Below are 18,674 nucleotides of genomic sequence, written 5' to 3' on the forward strand. Positions count from 1 at the left end.
CTTGTAGGGCCTTACTGAATTCTCGCGGGTGTCTTGAGAACAGGAAACAGGCCGGGCATGGTCAGGGTCCAGACATTCTTAAGGACAAGAACCATGCTTGTACTAAGCCGCGCTGTAGGTGAGTTGATTTCCATCGGTGACGATATTTCCGTCCGTGTGCTGTCGGTCAGCGGTGGCACCGTGCGTTTTGGCGTGGAAGCGCCACGGCACGTCGATGTCCATCGCTCCGAAATCTACGACAAGATCCAGAAGAGAAAGGCCCAAGCCACTCGCAAGGCCTGTTCAGTCGAATAGGTGCTTGGGCACGTCGTGCTTGAGCATCAGTTGGCACTGTTCACTTTCGGGGTCGAAGACGATCAACGCCTGGCCTTTGGTCAGGGCTTGTCTGACCCGTAGAACCCGTGTTTCCAGGGGCGTGTCGTCACCATTGTCGGTGCCGTCGCGGGTCACGAAATCTTCGATCAGGCGAGTGAGCGTGTCGACTTCGAGTTGGTCGTGGGGGATGAGCATGGGGTACCTCGGCTAGACAATGAGGCGATGCTACGGCCAATGGGCTTTTGCGGCTAGCCTGGGTTTTACGGTTGTTTGTTCCGGCCTCATCGTCGGAACGCCGCCCGGAGCAAGCTCCCCCCAGGGTTTTTGAGTCGCACTGAAAACTCAATGTGGGAGCGAGCCTGCTCGCGATGGCGATATTCCAGGCCGTGAAAATGCTGGGTCAGTTATCGGAACGCTGCCCCACCAGGCTATCCACCGACGGTACCCGGGTATCGCTTTCCATCTGTGCATCGTGCTCGATCTGGTGGCTGAAGCGGTCCAGCGAGCCCTGGGCCGGTTGCGCGTCGCTGGCGAATACCGGCGGGCTGAGGATGTAGGCGCCGAGCAGGCGGCTGAGGGCGGCCAGGCTGTCGATGTGGGTACGTTCGTAGCCATGGGTGGCGTCGCAGCCGAAGGCGAGCAGGGCGGTGCGGATGTCATGGCCGGCGGTGATGGCCGAATGGGCGTCGCTGAAGTAGTAGCGGAACAGGTCGCGGCGTGCGGGTACCTCGTTTTCCTTGGCCAGTTTTAACAAGTGTCGCGACAGGTGATAGTCGTAAGGGCCTCCGGAGTCTTGCATCGCCACGCTGACCGCATGTTCGCTCGAATGCTGGCCAGGTGCGACGGGCGCGATGTCGATGCCGACGAATTCGCTCACATCCCAGGGCAGTGCAGCCGCCGCACCGCTGCCGGTTTCCTCGGTGATGGTGAACAGGGGGTGACAATCGATCAGCAGTTCTTCGCCGCTGTCGACAATCGCCTTGAGCGCCGCCAGCAGCGCCGCGACCCCGGCCTTGTCATCCAGATGCCGGGCGCTGATATGACCGCTTTCGGTGAATTCCGGCAAGGGATCGAAGGCCACGTAATCGCCGATGCCCACCCCCAGGCTTTCGCAATCGGCGCGGGTGGCGCAATAGGCGTCCAGGCGCAGCTCGATGTGGTCCCAACTGATGGGCATTTCATCCACGGCGGTGTTGAATGCGTGCCCGGATGCCATCAACGGCAGCACGCTGCCCCGAATCACGCCGGTGTCGGTAAACAGGCTGACCCGACTGCCTTCGGCAAACCGACTGGACCAGCAACCCACCGGGGCCAGGGTCAGGCGGCCGTTGTCCTTGATGGCCCGCACGGCAGCGCCAATGGTGTCCAAGTGGGCCGATACTGCTCGGTCGGGGCTGCTCTTGCGGCCCTTGAGCGTGGCGCGGATCGTGCCGCGGCGGGTCATTTCGAACGCGATACCCAGCTCCTCGAGCCGCTCGGCGACGTAACGCACGATGGTGTCGGTAAAGCCGGTCGGGCTGGGAATGGCGAGCATCTCCAGCAGGACCTTTTGCAGGTATTCGAGATCCGGTTCGGGAATTTTGCTGATCATGGAAACTCCTCACGGAACATTAAATTGAAGTAGGGAACCTGTGGCGAGGGAGCTTGCTCCCGCTGGACCGCGGAGCGGTCCCTTTTGAGCTCCAGGTCGATGCAAAAACCCGGAGGGCCGCGGAGAAGGGCCGCTTCGCAGCCCAGCGGGAGCAAGCTCCCTCGCCACGGAAGAAGGGCTAGGCCACCGCCTGGCTATGGGGAAACAACAAATCCACAAAACGCTCGGCGGTGGGTTGTGGTTCGTGGTTGGCCAGGCCTGCGCGTTCGTTGGCTTCGATGAATACGTACTCGGGTTGATCGGCCGCCGGCACCAGCAGGTCGAGGCCGACCATGGGGATGTCCAGCGCCCGCGCGGCGCGCACCGCCGCATCGACAAGGGTCGGATGCAGGATGCTGGTGACATCCTCCAGCACGCCTCCGGTATGAAGGTTCGCCGTGCGTCGTACGAACAGATGCTCCCCGGCGGGCAACACGCTGTCATAGTCGAACCCCGCCGCGCTGAGCGTGCGCAAGGTTTCGGCATCCATCGGGATTTTGCTTTCGCCGCCCGTGGCCGCTTGCCGTCGGCGACTCTGGGCTTCGATCAACGCGCCGATGGTGTGCCGGCCATCGCCGATCACCTCCGCCGGGCGCCGGATCGCTGCCGCCACCACTTCAAAACCGATTACCAGGATCCGCAGGTCCAATCCTTCGTGGAAGCTTTCCAGCAGCACCCGGCTGTCGAACCGCCGAGCCGCTTCGATGGCGCTTTGCACCTCCTCGATGGTGCGCAGGTCCACTGCCACGCCTTGGCCTTGTTCACCGTCCAGCGGCTTGACCACCACCCGTTCGTGCTCGTCGAGAAACGCCAGGTTGTCATCGGCATTGCCCGCCAACTGCTGGGCCGGCAGGTTCAGGCCGGCATTCTTCAGTACCTTGTGGGTCAGGCTTTTGTTCTGGCAAAGAGTCATGCTGATGGCGCTGGTCAGGTCGCTCAGGGACTCGCGGCAGCGCACCCGACGGCTGCCGTGAACCAGGGTGAACAAGCCGGCCTCGGCATCGTCTACCTGCACTTCGATGCCACGCCGGTGAGCTTCTTCGACAATGATTCGCGCATAAGGATTGAACTGCGCTTCGGGACCTGGCCCGAGGAACAACGGCTGGTTGATACCGTTCTTGCGTTTGATGGCGAAGGTCGAGAGGTTGCGAAAGCCGAGTTTGGCGTAGAGGTTTTTCGCCTGGCGATTGTCATGCAACACCGACAGGTCGAGGTAACTCAAGCCACGGCTCATGAAATGCTCGACGAGGTGGCGCACCAGCACTTCGCCAACACCGGGCCGCTGACATTGCGGATCGACGGCCAGGCACCAGAGGCTGCTGCCGTTTTCCGGGTCGTTGAAGGCCTTCTGATGATTCAGGCCCATGACGCTGCCGATCACCGCACCGGTGTCATCGTCTTCGGCCAACCAATAGACCGGGCCGCCTTCATGACGTGGGGTCAGTCGCTGCGGGTCGATGGGCAGCATGCCCCGGGCCTGGTAGAGCTGGTTGATGGCCTGCCAATCGGTCTCGCCCTGGGCCCGACGGATGCGGAACCCGCGAAACACCCGCGTGGCCTGGCGATAGTCGCTGAACCACAGGCGCAAAGTGTCGGATGGGTCGAGGAACAGTTGCGCCGGTTCCAGCCCCAGCACCTGCTGGGGCGCGGCGACGTACAAGGCAATGTCGCGTTCGCCGGGTTGTTCGTTGAGCAGTTCCCGGGCCAGGCTCGCCGGGTCCGGGAAGGTGTGGCCGATCAGCAGTCGGCCCCAGCCGCAATGCACCGCGATCGGGTCGGCGCCCAATTCGCTGCCGTCTTCGGCCAGGCGCGCCTGCAGGCGTTCGTAGGACGGTGCCTGGCCACGCAAGAGGCGTTGGTTGTGAACGGTTGCGTAAGGTTTCATCGATCAGATTCCTTGCTCGCTGAGCCACAGGTTCAGCGCCGCCAACTGCCACAGCCGCGACCCGCGCAACGGCGTGAGCTGGCCGTTGGGGTCGGTCAGCAGGCGGTCGAGCATGGCCGGGTTGAACAGGCCGCGATCCTGGCTCGGATCGAGCAGCAGTTCGCGGACCCAGGCCAGCGTGTTGCCTTCCAGGTGCTTGAGGCCAGGCACCGGGAAATACCCCTTCTTGCGGTCGATCACCTCGCTAGGGATCACCCGCCTGGCGGCTTCCTTGAGCACCTGCTTGCCGCCATCGGGCAGCTTGAATTTCGCCGGGACCCGGGCCGAGAGTTCTACCAAGCGGTAATCCAGGAAGGGCGTGCGCGCTTCCAGGCCCCAGGCCATGGTCATGTTGTCGACGCGTTTGACCGGGTCGTCCACCAGCATCACCGTGCTGTCCAGGCGCAGGGCCTTGTCCACCGCCGCATTGGCGCCCGGCTGGGCGAAATGCTCCTTGACGAAATCACCGGCGGCATCGTTGGCCGTCAGCCATTTGGGTTGCACTGTGGCGGCATATTCTTCGTAGCTGCGATCGAAGAAGGCGGCGCGATAGGCCGCGTACGGATCGCTGGCGCCATCGACCTGCGGGTACCAGTGGTAACCGGCGAACAGCTCGTCGGCGCCCTGGCCGCTTTGCACCACTTTGCAATGCTTGGCCACTTCCCGTGAGAGCAGGTAGAAGGCGATGCAGTCGTGGCTGACCATCGGCTCGCTCATGGCACGGAATGCTGCCGGCAGTTGCTCGATGATCTCTTTCTCGTCGATGCGCAGTTGGTTATGACGGGTGCCGTAGTGCTTGGCAATCAGGTCCGAATATTGGAACTCGTCACCGCGCTCGCCGCCGGCATCCTGGAAACCAATGGAGAACGTGGACAGGTCTTCAACACCAACTTCGCGCAACAGACCCACCAGCATGCTCGAATCCACCCCGCCGGAAAGCAGCACGCCGACATCCACGGCGGCGCGCTGGCGAATGGCGACCGCTTCACGGGTGCTGTCGAGCACGCGGTCGATCCAGTCTTCCAGGTTCAGGTGCTGTTCGTCGGCCCGGGGACCGTAGGGCAGGGTCCACCAGGTTTTCTGCTCGGTGCTGCCGTCGGCTTCGATCCGCATCCAGGTGGCGGGCGGCAGTTTTTCAATGCCGGCCAGCAAGGTGCGAGGCGCCGGGACCACCGCGTGGAAATTCAGGTAATGGTTGAGCGCCACCGGGTCGAGTACGGGGTTGATATCACCGCCCTTGAGCAGTGCCGGCAACGCCGAGGCGAAACGCAGCCGCTGGCCGGTGCGCGACAGGTACAGCGGCTTGACGCCGAGGCGGTCGCGGGCGATGAACAGCCGCTTGGCATCGCGCTCCCAGATGGCGAACGCGAACATGCCGTTGAGCTTGGGCAGCAGCGCTTCGCCCCAAGCGTGGTAGCCCTTGAGCAGCACTTCGGTGTCGCCACCGGAATAGAAGGTGTAGCCCAGGCCTTCGAGTTCAGTGCGCAGTTCGGGGTAGTTGTAGATCGCGCCGTTGAAAGCCAGGGACAGGCCCAGTTGATTGTCGATCATCGGCTGGGCGGAGCCGTCCGACAGATCCATGATTTTCAGGCGCCGATGGCCCAGGGCAATCGGCCCCTGGCTATGAAAGCCCCAGGCGTCGGGGCCGCGTGGGGCCAGGTGATGGGTGATTCGCTCTACGGCCGCAAGGTCCGCAGGTTGTTGATCGAAACGTAACTCTCCAGCTAATCCGCACATAAGTCCTTACCGGTTTTTCCGTTGGGGAGGGGTCAAGCAGCACGCGCCGACATGGCGGGTACCCTGAAACTGACCGGGGGGATTGCTGTGAGTTTTAGATCGATGCGTTATAAGGCGACGGGTGGCGGCCGCTTGGTCTGCCGTATAACTCAAGGATATGTGGGAGCGAGCCTGCTCGCGATCGCGGTGTGTCAGTCAACCCAGGTACCATCTGAGCCACCGCGATCGCGAGCAGGCTCGCTCCCACAGGATTTGTGGTGGGGGCAAAAATCGGCGTCAGGCCTTGCCCCGAATCAATGCTCGCAACGCAAACCGGTTCGGATGGCAGGCCTCGGCCACGCTGCGGGGCAGTGGCAGCGGTTCGTTGTCCAGCCAGGCGGCGATCAGTTCGCCCGATAGGGGCGCGGTGATCAGGCCGCGGGAACCGTGACCGCTGTTGATGTACAGGCCATCGAGCCACGGACAGGGGGTATCCGGCACCTGGCGGGCGTCCTTGCCCAGCGCTGCATAAGCCTCGGTAAAGGCCTGGCGGTCGGCCAACGGTCCGACGATCGGCAGGTAATCCGGGCTGGTGCAACGGAACGCCGCGCGGCCTTCGAGGTGTTGCGGGTCCAGGATGGCGGCGTTCAGGCGCTCCACCAGGTCTTGGGAAATTTCTTCGAGCATCCGCAGATTGCCGGCGTGCTCGGCGGCGGTGGGGGTCAGGTCGTCGCTGTTGAAGTCGAAACTGGCGCCCAGGGTGTGTTCGCCCAGCCGTGGCGGGGCCACATACCCTTCGGCGCAAACCACGGTCGCCAGGCTCTGGCTGCGGCTGGTTTGCGGCAGGCGGGTGATTTGCCCGCGAATGCGCTTGAGCGGCAACTCGGCGGCCGGTTCGAAACGCTTGATCTCGGCCGCGCTGGCGAGGATCGCCACCGGCGCACTGGCCAGGCAGCGTTCGCCGTCCCATGCCTGCCATTGGCCGTCGATTCGGCGCAGTTGCAGCACTTCATGATGGGGTTGCACATCAATCCCTGGCTGCGAGGCTTGCCAGCGACACAACGCCGGCGGATGCACCCAACCACCCTCGGGATAAAACAAGCCACCACAGGCCAGGTCGATGCCGGACCGAACCTGCGCCTCCGACTGATCCAGGGTGTGCAGCAAATCCCTTGGGAACGCCTCGGCCAGTTGCGCCTGACGCTCGGCTTCCTTGCCGTTGAAGGCCAATTGCAAGACGCCGCAGGCGTCCCAGTCAACGCCGCGTTGCAGTTGTTCGAGCACGCGCCGGGTGTAGCCGAAGCCGCTGAGGATCATCTGCGATAAAGCGGTGCCGTGGGCCGACAGCTTGAGGTACAGCACGCCCTGGGGGTTGCCGGAGGCTTCCTCGGCCAACCCGGCATGACGCTCCAGCAGCGTCACCTGCCAGCCGCGGGCGGCGAGGCTGGCCGCGCTGGCGCAACCGGCCAGGCCGCCGCCGATCACCAGTGCCCGGCGCTCGCCGATCAGAGTGGTCGGGCGGGCGTACCAGGGTTTTGCCGGGGCTGGTGCGGGTGTCTGCTCCGGCCAGCCAAGAAACACGCCACGAAGGATTTCCCATTTATGGCCGATGCCTGGCGTGCGCTTCATCTTGAAGCCCGCCGCGTTCAGCGATCGACGGACCCAACCGGTGCTGGTGAAGGTGCTGAGGGTGGCGTCGGGTGCGGCCAGCCGGGCCAGTTCGGCGAACAGCTCGGCGGTCCACATCTCGGGGTTCTTCGCCGGGGCGAAGCCATCCAGGAACCAGGCGTCGATCTGCCCGTCCAGTTGCGGCAACTGCTCCAGGGCATCGCCGATCAACAAGGTCAGTGTCACTCGTCCACCCGCCAAAGTCAGCCGCTGGAAGCCCTGGTGGACCGCAACGTACTGCTCAAGCAATTGCTCCGCCTGATGCTTGAGTTGCGGCCACAGCTCCAGTGCCCGGCGCAGGTCCCGGGGGCTCAAGGGGTATTTTTCGACACTGATGAAATGCAGCCGCGCCCCGGTCGGTGCGCACTGCTCGAACAACTGCCAGGCGCAGAGGAAATTCAAGCCGGTGCCAAATCCGGTTTCGCCGATCACCAGCCGCCCGTCATCGGCCAGGGCCGCGAAACGCTCGGCCAGATTGTTCTGCTCGAGGAACACATAACGGGTTTCGTCCAGGCCCGACTGGTCGGAAAAATACACATCATCGAACACCCGCGAGCGCGGGCGCCCCTGGTCATCCCAGTCGAGTTGGGCGTGTTGCTGGATGGGCGTCATGGCAGGCTCGGTCAAAACTGAGCGGCCATTCTAGCCGATCGGTATGGGCTTGCTTGACCCATCGCAATAGAGCGCGCATCTGGATGGAATCTGCTGCACAGGGCCGCATCCAATCCGCTAGTCTTGGCCCATCCCCGGAAGGAGCTGCCCATGTTTGAATCCGCTGAAATCGGTCATGCCATTGATAAAGACACCTTTGAGGCCGAGGTACCGGCCCTGCGTGAGGCGCTGCTGGAGGCGCAGTTCGAGTTGCAGCAGCAGGGCCGGTTTCCGGTCATCGTGCTGATCAACGGCATCGAAGGCGCGGGCAAGGGCGAGACGGTGAAGTTGCTCAACGAGTGGATGGACCCGCGGCTGATCGAAGTGCGCACCTTCGACCAGCAGACCGACGAGGAACTGGCGCGGCCACCGGCCTGGCGTTATTGGCGGATGCTGCCGGCGAAGGGGCGCATGGGGATTTTCTTCGGCAACTGGTACAGCCAGATGCTGCAGGGCCGGGTCCATGGCGAGTTCAAGGACCCGCGGCTCGACCAGGCGATCGCCGGTGCCGAGCGCCTGGAAAAAATGCTCTGTGACGAAGGCGCGCTGATCTTCAAGTTCTGGTTCCACCTGTCCAAGAAACAGATGAAGGCCCGGCTCAAGGGGCTCAAGGATGATCCGCTGCACAGCTGGCGCATCAGCCCGCTGGACTGGCAGCAGTCCCAGACCTACGACAAGTTCGTCAAGTACGGTGAGCGGGTGCTGCGCCGCACCAGTCGCGATTACGCACCGTGGCATGTGATCGAAGGCATGGACAGTTGTTATCGCAGCCTCACCGTCGGGCGGATCCTGCTCGACGGCTTGCGCCAGGCCCTGGACCGGTCGAAGGTCAAGCCGCAAAAGGTCAGTGTGGCGCCGCTGCCGGAGTTGGATGGCCAGATCACCTTGCTCGACAGCCTGGACATGACCCGGCGCCTGGACAAGGCCGACTACGAAGAACAGCTGATCACCGAGCAGGCGCGCTTCGCTGGCCTGCTGCGGGACAAACGCATGCGCCAGCATGCCCTGGTGGCGGTGTTCGAAGGCAATGACGCGGCGGGCAAGGGCGGCGCGATCCGACGGGTCACGGCGGCCCTGGACCCGCGCCAATACAGCATCGTGCCGATTGCCGCCCCCACGGAAGAAGAGCGCGCCCACCCTTACATGTGGCGATTCTGGCGGCATATTCCCGCGCGCGGCAAGTTCACCATGTTCGACCGCTCCTGGTACGGCCGGGTGCTGGTGGAGCGGGTCGAAGGGTTTTGCAGCCAGGCCGACTGGCTGCGGGCCTACGGTGAAATCAACGACTTCGAGGAGCAGCTCGCCGATGCCGGCGTGGTGGTGGTCAAGTTCTGGCTGGCCATCGACAAGGAAACGCAGTTGGAGCGTTTCCAGGAGCGTGAGGACATCCCGTTCAAGCGTTTCAAGATCACCGAGGATGACTGGCGCAACCGCGACAAGTGGGACGCCTACCGCGCCGCGGTGTGCGACATGGTAGACCGCACCAGCACTGAGATTTCCCCTTGGACATTGGTGGAAGCCAACGACAAGCGCTGGGCGCGGGTCAAGGTGTTGCGCACCCTCAACCAGGCGCTGGAGGCGGCTTTCGAGCGCAGCGCACGACAGGCTCGCAAGAAGAAGCGCTAGGACGATGAGCACGCATACGCGAGGTGAATGATTGTCGCGGTCGGTTATGCAGTGGATCTATGCTCGATTCACTCTCAACCGACTACAACAATGAGGTACAGCCATGCGTGAAGTGGTGATCGTCGACAGCGTACGGACCGGCCTGGCCAAGTCCTTTCGCGGCAAGTTCAACATGACCCGTCCGGACGACATGGCGGCTCACTGCGTCAACGCCCTGCTGGCGCGCAATGACATCAACCCGGCCAGTGTCGAGGACTGCATCGTCGGGGCCGGGTCCAATGAAGGCGCCCAGGGTTACAACATTGGGCGCAACGTGGCGGTGCTCTCGCAATTGGGCATCGGCACCGCCGGCATGACCCTCAACCGTTTCTGTTCCTCGGGCCTGCAAGCCATCGCCATCGCGGCCAACCAGATCGCTTCCGGTTGCAGCGACATCATCGTGGCCGGCGGCGTGGAGTCCATCAGCCTGACGATGAAAAGCGTCAACACCGACAACCTGATCAACCCGCTGCTCAAGGAGCAGGTGCCCGGGATCTATTTCCCCATGGGCCAGACGGCCGAGATCGTCGCCCGCCGTTACCAGGTCAGCCGCGAAGAGCAGGACCGCTACGCCTTGCAGAGCCAGATGCGCACCGCCAAGGCCCAGGCGGCCGGGTTGTTCGATGACGAAATTATCCCGATGGCGGTCAAATACCGGGTCGAGGACAAGCAGACCGGCGCGGTGCAGATTCTCGATGGCGTGGTCGATCGCGATGATTGCAACCGCCCGGACACCACCTACGAGAGCCTGGCCGGCCTGAAACCGGTGTTTGCCGAAGACGGATCGGTGACGGCGGGCAACTCGTCGCAGTTGTCCGACGGGGCCTCGATGACCTTGGTGATGAGCCTGGAAAAAGCTCTGGCGCTGGGGCTCAAGCCCAAGGCGTTTTTCCGTGGTTTCACCGTGGCTGGTTGCGAGCCGGACGAGATGGGCATCGGCCCGGTGTTTTCAGTGCCCAAGCTGCTCAAGGCCAAGGGCTTGCAGATTGCCGATATCGACCTGTGGGAACTCAACGAGGCGTTTGCCTCCCAGTGCCTGTACAGCCGCAACCGGCTGGAAATCGATCCGGAAAAGTACAACGTCAATGGCGGCTCGATCTCCATCGGCCATCCGTTCGGCATGACCGGCTCGCGGCAAGTGGGGCACCTGGTGCGTGAGCTGCAACGACGCAACCTGCGCTACGGCATCGTGACCATGTGCGTGGGCGGCGGGATGGGGGCTACTGGGTTGTTCGAGGTGGTGAGCTAACCGCAAGCGCTTTTGTGGCGAGGGAGCTTGCTCCCGCTCGACTGCGAAGCAGGCGCCGATCGGTGCGGTTTATTAATCGGCAGGGGGGCCGCTTCGCGACCCAGCGGGAGCAAGCTCCCTCGCCACAAAAATGTTGCGCCAGCCGTGGGAGTGTTTAGCTGGCAACCTGGGTCAGTTGCAGCATGCGCTGCACATACGCCTCCACTTCCCGCAAGGCATCCTCGCGACTGGCGAATGGCCCTTCCTGGGTGCCTTCGCGGGTATTGAAATAGAACTCGCCATTGACCCGGCAGATCCGGTCGCTGCGAAAAATGGTCGTAGGGGCGGGATCCAGGGCGCGTTTGCCAAGCATGTCGGGTCTCCAGGGTGCAGCGAGGTCAGTTTCAAATGAGCATATGTGCAGTCCCTGATTCTCGCCTGTCCAGCCGATCGACGGCTGCGACCCATACAATCCCATGAGCGCCCGACGCCTAACTGTCCCTGTGTCGTGCAGCGATAGACGCCTAGAATGGCCGTTCATGTCTTGAGCTTCGAGGGTTGCATGCACATATCGTCCGGTCGCTGGGTCTATGGTCTGTTCCTCGCCCTGTTGACCGCCTTGCTGTGGGGCATCCTGCCGATCAAGCTCAAGCAAGTGTTGCAAGTGATGGACCCGGTCACCGTGACCTGGTTTCGCTTGCTGGTGTCCGGCGGGTTGTTGTTCATCTATTTGGCGGCCACCCGGCGTCTGCCCAGTCGCAAGGTCCTGGGCCCTCGCGGTGGCTGGCTGGTGGCGATGGCGGTGCTCGGGCTGGTGGGCAACTACGTGTTGTACCTGATGGGCCTGAACCGCTTGAGCCCTGGCACCGCACAACTGGTGGTGCAGATGGGGCCGATCATGTTGCTGGTCGCCAGTCTGTTCGTGTTCAAGGAGCGTTTCAGCGTGGGGCAGGGCATCGGCCTGCTGGTGCTGTTGATTGGCTTCACGTTGTTTTTCAACCAGCGCCTGGGCGAGTTGCTGACGTCCCTGAGCGACTACACCGCCGGGGTCCTGATGGTGTTGCTGGCGTCGACGGTCTGGACGTTCTATGCCTTGGGCCAGAAGCAACTGTTGACGGTGTGGAACTCGTTGCAGGTGATGATGGTGATCTACCTGTTCTGCGCGTTGCTGCTCACCCCCTGGGTACATCCGTTGGAGGCGCTGCAATTGAGCCCGTTGCAAGGCTGGTTGTTGCTCGCCTGCTGCCTCAACACCCTGATTGCCTATGGCGCGTTTGCCGAAGCCCTGGCTCATTGGGAAGCGTCACGGGTCAGTGCGACCCTGGCGATCACGCCGTTGGTGACCTTTGCCGCAGTGGCGATGGCGGCCTGGTGGTGGCCCGACTATGTCCATGCCGAGCAGATCAATCTATTGGGCTATGGCGGGGCGGTGCTGGTGGTGCTGGGGTCGGCGCTAGTGGCGCTGGGGCCGTCGCTGATGGCCGGGCTCAGGGCCCGACGCGAGCGGCTTGCTGTAGAGCGATAGACGGTCGCATGTCCGACATGAATCCACTGTGGGAGCGAGCCTGCTCGCGATGCGGCCTGACAGTCGATGAAGAGTCGACTCATACGTCGCTATCGCGAGCAGGCTCGCTCCCACATGGGGTCCGGCGTTAGCCCTGGCTACCCGCCTCCAGCATATTCTCCGGCCTCACCCAGGCATCGAACTCTTCATCGGTCAGGTACCCGAGCTGCAACGCGGCCTCACGCAGGGTCAGCCCTTCGCCGTAGGCTTTCTTGGCGATTTCCGCTGACTTGTCGTAGCCGATGTGCGGGTTCAGCGCGGTCACCAGCATCAAACCACGCTCCAGGTGCGCGGCCATCTGCTCGGCGTCCGGCTCCAGTCCGGCGATGCAATGCTGCTGGAAGTTGCTGCAACCATCGGCCAGCAGGCGAATCGATTGCAGCAGGTTGTGGATGATCACCGGTTTGAACACGTTCAACTGTAAATGACCCTGGCTGGCGGCAAAGCCGATAGTCACGTCGTTGCCCATGACCTGGCAGGCCAGCATCGACAAGGCTTCGCACTGGGTCGGGTTGACCTTGCCGGGCATGATCGAACTGCCCGGTTCGTTGGCCGGCAACTTCACTTCGGCGAACCCGGCCCGTGGTCCTGAGCCCAGCAGGCGCAGGTCGTTGGCGATTTTCATCAGGGTCACGGCGAGGGTTTTCAGTGCGCCGGACAGGGACGTCAGGGGTTCATGGCCGGCCAGCGCGGCAAACTTGTTCGGTGCGGTGACAAATGGCAGGCCTGACAGCGCCGCCAGTTCAGCGGCGATCGCTTCACCGAAACCATGGGGTGAGTTGAGCCCGGTGCCGACCGCCGTGCCGCCCTGGGCCAATTCGCAGACCGCCGGCAACGCCGCGCGGATCGCCCGTTCGGCGTAATCGAGTTGGGCAATGAACGCCGACAGTTCCTGGCCAAAGGTGATCGGCGTGGCATCCATCATGTGGGTACGGCCGGTCTTGACCAGCTTCATATGGCGCGCCGCCAGTTCCGCCAGACCACCGGACAGCTCGCTGATGGCCGGGAGCAATTGCTGGTGGACGGCCTGTGCGGCGGCAATGTGCATCGCGGTGGGGAAGCAGTCGTTGGAACTCTGGGAGCGGTTGACGTGGTCGTTGGGGTGCACCGGGCTCTTGCCGCCGCGGGGGTTGCCGGCCAGTTCGTTGGCACGCCCGGCGATTACCTCGTTGACGTTCATGTTGCTCTGGGTGCCGCTGCCGGTCTGCCAGACCACCAGCGGGAACTGGTCGTCATGCTGGCCGGCCAGCACTTCGTCGGCGGCCTGTTCGATCAGGCGGGCTATGTCGGCGGGCAGGTCGCCGTTGCGGTCATTGACCCGCGCGGCGGCTTTCTTGATCAGTGCCAAGGCGTGCAGCACCGACAGCGGCATGCGTTCGTTGCCAATGGCGAAATTAATCATGGAACGCTGTGTCTGGGCGCCCCAGTAGGCGTCGTCCGGGACTTCAACCTGGCCCAGGCTGTCGGTTTCGATACGGCTCATCGGGTCAAACTCCTTAAAGGCTGAATGCGCAGTTTAGGCCCAGATGGGCGGTACCGGTTCCCTCAATCTTCCCTCAATCTAGGCGTGGCGGATTCGGCCCGTCAATCGGACCCGACAAGCATCGGGGTTGAGGCCCGGCGTTTTTTAGGCGCAGAATGGTCGCCCTTGGGGTTTTACCTCGCCTGTAATGAAAGGAAACTCGATGACCCGTCTTCGTGCCATCTGTACCGCAGTTGCTCTGGTGTGTGCCAGCGGCCCTGTTTTCGCCGATACCGCCAGCCACAACGCCAGCGCCGAAGCGTTCCTGACCCTGGCGCACGCTGACAAACTGGGCACTCCGGTGTACATGCAAGTGCAGCAGATGTTTGCCCAGCGCTTTGAACAGACCAAGGCCCCTGAGTCGAAAAAAGCCACCCTGGAAACCTACCAGGCCAAGGCCAATGCCGCGCTGGACCAGGCCATCGGCTGGAACAAGCTCAAGCCGGACATGGTCAAGCTCTACACCAGCAACTTCAGCGAGTCGGAGCTCAAGGACCTGGTAGCCTTCTACCAATCGCCATTGGGCAAGAAAGTCCTGGAAAAAATGCCGCAGTTGACCCAGCAATCGGCCCAACTGACCCAAGCCAAGCTGGAAAGCGCGGTGCCGGTGGTGAACAAGCTGCTGGCCGACATGACGGCCGAGCTCGAGCCAAAAGCCGCTGCCCCTGCCAAGAAAAAGCCGTAAGCGGAGCCCGGTATGAGCATGCAACAACGCATCGAATCGACACTCGGGCTCTTGCAGCCTGAGCACTTGCAAGTGCTGGATGAAAGCCACATGCACAGCCGTGGCCTGCAGACCCACTTCAAGGCCGTGGTGGTCAGCCAGCAGTTCGAAGGGCTCAATCGCGTCAAGCGTCACCAGAAGGTCTACGGCACGCTGGGCGAACTGATGGGCGAATTCCATGCGTTGGCGCTGCACACCTACACCCCTGAAGAATGGGCGCAGATCGACGCCGCCCCGGCTTCGCCGACCTGTGCCGGTGGTAGCAAGCACTGAGCGGGCAACCTGCTTTTGGGTGAACAAGTTTTTGTGGCGAGGGAGCTTGCTCCCGCTGGGCTGCGAAGCGGCCCCCTGAGCGACGGCTTTGCCGTCGAGCGGGAGCAAGCTCCCTCGCCACGATAAGCGCTTCGCTTCAGGGCACTTCGCTCCTAAAGCCACATTGTTTTTGTTAGAATCCGCAACGCGCCGCTCACCCGGCGCGTTTTTTTTCGCATCCGGTTCACCCTTTACGAGGGTAGCCACCTGGAGAAACACCCATGGCACAACCCATTGTCGTGGCGGCACTGTATAAGTTCGTCACCCTGGAAGATTACGTCGAGCTGCGTGAGCCCCTGCTCAAGGCCATGCTCGACAACGGCATCAAAGGCACGTTGCTGATCGCCGAAGAAGGCATCAACGGCACGGTTTCCGGTACTCGTGAAGGCATCGATGGCCTGCTGGCATGGCTCAAGAACGATCCGCGCATGATCGACATCGACCATAAAGAGTCGTACTGCGACGAGCAGCCGTTCTACCGCACCAAGGTCAAGCTAAAGAAAGAAATCGTCACCCTGGGCGTTGAAGGCGTGGATCCGAACAAGCAGGTCGGCACCTATGTCGAACCGCAGGACTGGAACGCACTGATCAGCGATCCGGAAGTGCTGCTGATCGATACCCGCAACGATTACGAAGTGGCCATCGGCACCTTCGAAGGCGCCGTCGATCCCAAGACCACCAGCTTCCGCGAATTCCCCGAGTACATCAAAGCCAACTTCGACCCGGCCCGGCACAAGAAAGTCGCGATGTTCTGCACCGGCGGCATTCGTTGTGAAAAAGCCTCCAGCTACATGCTTGGCCAGGGGTTCGACGAGGTCTATCACCTCAAGGGCGGCATCCTGAAATACCTCGAAGAGGTGCCTCAGGAAGAAACCAAGTGGCGCGGCGACTGCTTCGTGTTCGACAACCGCGTCACCGTTCGCCACGACCTCAGCGAAGGCGACTACGATCAATGTCACGCTTGTCGTACTCCGGTCAGCGTCGAAGACCGCGCCTCGGAGCACTATGTACCTGGCATCAGTTGCCCACATTGCTGGGATAAGCTGAGCGAGAAAACCCGGCGCAGCGCCATCGACCGGCAGAAGCAGATCGAATTGGCCAAGGCTCGCAACATGCCGCACCCGATCGGCTACAACTATAAGCAGACATCTTCCGAGGCCTGAACCATGGCGTCACGCTTGCTCTATGTGATGGACCCGATGTGTTCCTGGTGCTGGGGCTTTGCGCCGGTGGCCGAGGCATTGGTGGGGCAGGCGCATGCCGCGGGGGTGGAGTTGCACCTGGTGGTGGGCGGCTTGCGCACCGGCAGCGGTTCGGCGCTGGAGCCGACCACCCGCCGCTACATTCTTGAACACTGGCAGGCCGTCACCCAGGCCACCGGCCAACCCTTCAAGCTTGAAGGTGCGTTGCCGGACGGTTTCGTCTACGACACAGAGCCTGCCTGTCGGGCACTGGTGACGGCCCGCAGCCTGGCCCCGGACCTGGCCTGGAAGCTGTTGAGGCTGATCCAGGAGGCCTTTTATGTGCAAGGCCGTGACGTCACCCACGCCAGCGTCCTGGTGGAGCTGGCCGAACAGGCCGGGCTGCCACGCATCGAATTCGCCGCGGCTTTCGACCGCGCCGACCAACATGTGGCCACCGCTGCGGATTTCACCTGGGTGCAGGACTTGGGCATTGCCGGGTTCCCCACGTTGTTGGCCGAGCGTGACGGCCAGTTGGCCTTGCTGACCAACGGTTACCAGCCCCTGAGCCAACTGTCGCCTTTGCTTGGTCGCTGGCTCGAGCGCGCGGCCTGTGCCTGAGCGGCCGCAAGCTACATCGGCTTCGCCGCGTATCGACCGGTTGAGCTGGACGGAAATCCGTCGCCTGGCCCTCAAGCATAAAAAAGCCCTGTGGATCGCCAACGGCGTGGCTGTGCTGGCGACGCTGTGCAGCGTGCCGATCCCGTTGCTGTTGCCATTGCTGGTCGACGAAGTGCTGCTGGGTCATGGCGATGCCGCCTTGAAAGTCATGAACCATGCATTGCCCATGGGTTGGCAGCGTGCTGCCGGTTATATCGGGCTGATGTTGCTGGTGACCCTGGCCCTGCGCTGTGGCGCATTGCTGTTCAACGTGGTGCAGGCGCGCCTGTTCGCCAGGTTGGCCAAGGACATCGTCTATCGCATTCGCATCCGGCTGATCGAGCGTCTCAAGCGAATCTCCCTGGGCGAGTACGAAAGCCTGGGCAGCGGTACCGTGGCAGCCCATCTGGTCACCGACCTGGACACCCTCGACAAATTCATCGGTGAAACCCTCAGCCGTTTCCTGGTGGCGATGCTGACCCTGGTGGGCACGGCCGGGATCCTGGTATGGATGCACTGGGAACTGGCGCTGTTGATCCTGCTGTTCAACCCGCTGGTGATCTACGCCACGGTGCAGTTGGGCAAGCGGGTCAAGCATCTCAAGAAACTGGAGAACGACAGCACCTCGCGCTTCACCCAGGCCTTGACCGAAACCCTGGATGCCATCCAGGAAGTGCGCGCCGGTAACCGCCAGGGTTATTTCCTTGGCCGCTTGGGGATGCGTGCCAAGGAGGTCCGTGATTACGCCGTGAGTTCGCAGTGGAAAACCGACGCCTCGAACCGCGCCAGTGGTTTGCTGTTCCAGTTCGGCATCGATATTTTTCGCGCGGCGGCCATGCTCACCGTAGTTTTTTCCGACCTGTCCATCGGCCAGATGCTGGCGGTATTCAGCTATCTCTGGTTCATGATCGGTCCGGTCGAGCAGTTGCTCAATCTGCAATACGCCTTTTATGCCGCTGGCGGTGCCTTGAACCGGATCAATGAACTGCTGGCCCGGGCCGACGAGCCTCAGTACACGGGTGTCGTCGATCCGTTCAAGGGGCGTGACACCGTAGGCATCGATATCCAGGGGTTGAGTTTCGGTTACGGTGAAGAACTGGTGCTCGACCAGTTGAACCTGTCCATCTCGCCTGGCGAGAAAGTCGCTATCGTCGGTGCCAGCGGCGGCGGCAAGAGCACCCTGGTGCAGTTGTTGCTGGGGTTGTACACGCCGCAATCGGGCAGCATTCGTTTTGGTGGCGCCACGCAGCAGGAGATCGGCCTGGAGACTATTCGGGAGAATGTTGCAGTGGTGTTGCAACATCCGGCGCTGTTCAACGACACGGTGCGTGCGAACCTCTCCATGGGGCGTGAGTGCAGTGACGACGACTGCTGGCGGGCACTGGAAATCGCCCAGCTCGATGTCACTGTACGGGCGCTGCCCCTGGGCCTGGAGAGTGTAGTAGGGCGTTCCGGGGTGCGGTTGTCGGGCGGGCAGCGTCAACGGCTGGCCATCGCCCGCATGGTACTGGCCAACCCTCGGGTGGTGATTCTCGACGAAGCCACCTCGGCACTGGACGCTGCCACCGAGTACAACCTCCACCAGGCACTGGCGCGCTTTTTGAGTGCACGCACCACACTGATCATCGCCCACCGGCTCTCGGCGGTGAAGCAGGCCGATCGGGTATTGGTGTTCGACGGTGGGCAAATCGCCGAAGACGGCGACCATTTGCAGTTGATTGCCGAGGGCGGTCTCTACGCCCGACTCTACGGTCACTTGCAACAGATACAGCAGCCTTGAGTTTGCGCAACTTTTCTGCGCTTAGTATCGGAAAAAAGCAGGCAAACACGCCGATTTTTCCCAATTCCACGCAAAGCCTGTCGATCTGTTCATCCATTCATTCGAAGGGTTGAAAACTAGCCTAGGCTATTGAG

The 18,674-nt window shown here is 62.4% G+C and carries 16 protein-coding genes; 9 read left to right on the plus strand and 7 right to left on the minus strand.

Translation table 11 applies throughout. The features are described from left to right. Nucleotides 1-93 precede the first annotated feature (93 nt). The gene (csrA, locus tag DTP52_RS00490) at nt 94-294 is read left to right on the plus strand and encodes a carbon storage regulator CsrA (RefSeq protein WP_057448496.1); all 201 of its coding nucleotides are present in this window, start codon (nt 94-96) and stop codon (nt 292-294) included. On the opposite strand, the gene DTP52_RS00495 is transcribed toward csrA, so the two are convergent. The 5 genes from DTP52_RS00495 to mnmC all read right to left on the minus strand — a co-directional run bounded on the left by DTP52_RS00495 (nt 283) and on the right by mnmC (nt 7,865). Then, nucleotides 283-510, minus strand: coding sequence for a YheU family protein (locus tag DTP52_RS00495; RefSeq protein WP_003199186.1), 228 nt, complete (start codon nt 508-510; stop codon nt 283-285). The genes csrA and DTP52_RS00495 overlap by 12 nt on opposite strands. Nucleotides 511-715: 205 nt before the next feature. Further along, nucleotides 716-1,906, minus strand: coding sequence for an osmoprotectant NAGGN system M42 family peptidase (locus DTP52_RS00500; protein WP_109751377.1), 1,191 nt, complete (start codon nt 1,904-1,906; stop codon nt 716-718). A gap of 178 nt (nt 1,907-2,084) precedes the next feature. Further along, nucleotides 2,085-3,830: an N-acetylglutaminylglutamine synthetase gene (gene ngg / locus DTP52_RS00505; RefSeq protein ID WP_109751378.1), complete on the minus strand. Its 1,746-nt coding sequence runs from the start codon at nt 3,828-3,830 to the stop codon at nt 2,085-2,087. Between the two features lie 3 nt (nt 3,831-3,833). Next, complete coding sequence (locus DTP52_RS00510) at nt 3,834-5,606, minus strand: N-acetylglutaminylglutamine amidotransferase (protein WP_109751379.1); 1,773 nt, start codon at nt 5,604-5,606, stop codon at nt 3,834-3,836. A 276-nt stretch (nt 5,607-5,882) separates the two neighbouring features. Continuing rightward, nucleotides 5,883-7,865 (minus strand): bifunctional tRNA (5-methylaminomethyl-2-thiouridine)(34)-methyltransferase MnmD/FAD-dependent 5-carboxymethylaminomethyl-2-thiouridine(34) oxidoreductase MnmC, encoded by a 1,983-nt coding sequence (gene mnmC / locus DTP52_RS00515; protein WP_109751380.1) that lies wholly within the window; start codon nt 7,863-7,865, stop codon nt 5,883-5,885. Between the two features lie 150 nt (nt 7,866-8,015). Here mnmC and pap point away from each other — a divergent pair, with 150 nt between their 5' ends. Together pap and DTP52_RS00525 are read left to right on the plus strand one after the other, a co-directional pair. Next, nucleotides 8,016-9,530 (plus strand): polyphosphate:AMP phosphotransferase, encoded by a 1,515-nt coding sequence (pap, locus tag DTP52_RS00520; RefSeq protein WP_109751381.1) that lies wholly within the window; start codon nt 8,016-8,018, stop codon nt 9,528-9,530. 103 nt (nt 9,531-9,633) lie between these two features. Continuing rightward, nucleotides 9,634-10,818: a thiolase family protein gene (locus tag DTP52_RS00525; protein ID WP_109751382.1), complete on the plus strand. Its 1,185-nt coding sequence runs from the start codon at nt 9,634-9,636 to the stop codon at nt 10,816-10,818. Nucleotides 10,819-10,972: 154 nt separating this feature from the next. Here the strand turns inward: DTP52_RS00525 and DTP52_RS00530 are convergent, their stop codons facing one another. Next, entirely contained in the window at nt 10,973-11,170 is a 198-nt protein-coding gene (locus tag DTP52_RS00530) for a DUF6316 family protein (RefSeq protein ID WP_109751383.1), read from the minus strand. A gap of 189 nt (nt 11,171-11,359) precedes the next feature. Here DTP52_RS00530 and DTP52_RS00535 point away from each other — a divergent pair, with 189 nt between their 5' ends. Further along, nucleotides 11,360-12,322 carry a DMT family transporter gene (locus tag DTP52_RS00535; RefSeq protein WP_109751832.1) on the plus strand — a complete coding sequence of 321 codons (963 nt, stop codon included), beginning with the start codon at nt 11,360-11,362 and terminating at the stop codon, nt 12,320-12,322. Between the two features lie 127 nt (nt 12,323-12,449). Here DTP52_RS00535 and DTP52_RS00540 read toward each other — a convergent pair whose 3' ends face one another. After that, on the minus strand, nt 12,450-13,844 hold the full coding sequence (locus DTP52_RS00540; RefSeq protein ID WP_109751384.1) for a class II fumarate hydratase: 1,395 nt from the start codon (nt 13,842-13,844) through the stop codon (nt 12,450-12,452). Nucleotides 13,845-14,046: 202 nt separating this feature from the next. Here DTP52_RS00540 and DTP52_RS00545 point away from each other — a divergent pair, with 202 nt between their 5' ends. The 5 genes from DTP52_RS00545 (at nt 14,047) to DTP52_RS00565 (ending at nt 18,540) form a co-directional block, all read left to right on the plus strand. Then, a complete protein-coding gene (locus DTP52_RS00545) occupies nt 14,047-14,568 on the plus strand; it encodes a DUF2059 domain-containing protein (protein WP_042732949.1) in 522 nt (173 codons plus the stop codon). 12 nt (nt 14,569-14,580) lie between these two features. Further along, nucleotides 14,581-14,880, plus strand: coding sequence for a BolA family transcriptional regulator (locus tag DTP52_RS00550; protein ID WP_014337210.1), 300 nt, complete (start codon nt 14,581-14,583; stop codon nt 14,878-14,880). Between the two features lie 260 nt (nt 14,881-15,140). After that, nucleotides 15,141-16,082: a rhodanese-related sulfurtransferase gene (locus DTP52_RS00555; RefSeq protein WP_109751385.1), complete on the plus strand. Its 942-nt coding sequence runs from the start codon at nt 15,141-15,143 to the stop codon at nt 16,080-16,082. Between the two features lie 36 nt (nt 16,083-16,118). Beyond that, nucleotides 16,119-16,721 carry a DsbA family protein gene (locus tag DTP52_RS00560; protein WP_178082452.1) on the plus strand — a complete coding sequence of 201 codons (603 nt, stop codon included), beginning with the start codon at nt 16,119-16,121 and terminating at the stop codon, nt 16,719-16,721. Then, nucleotides 16,714-18,540, plus strand: coding sequence for an ABC transporter ATP-binding protein (locus tag DTP52_RS00565; RefSeq protein WP_109751387.1), 1,827 nt, complete (start codon nt 16,714-16,716; stop codon nt 18,538-18,540). Before DTP52_RS00560 ends, DTP52_RS00565 begins: the two co-directional genes overlap by 8 nt. The last annotated feature ends 134 nt before the right edge of the window (nt 18,541-18,674 follow it).

Source organism: Pseudomonas sp. 43mfcvi1.1, from assembly GCF_900115935.1.
In the GTDB taxonomy this organism is placed as follows: Bacteria; Pseudomonadota; Gammaproteobacteria; order Pseudomonadales; family Pseudomonadaceae; genus Aquipseudomonas; species Aquipseudomonas bijieensis.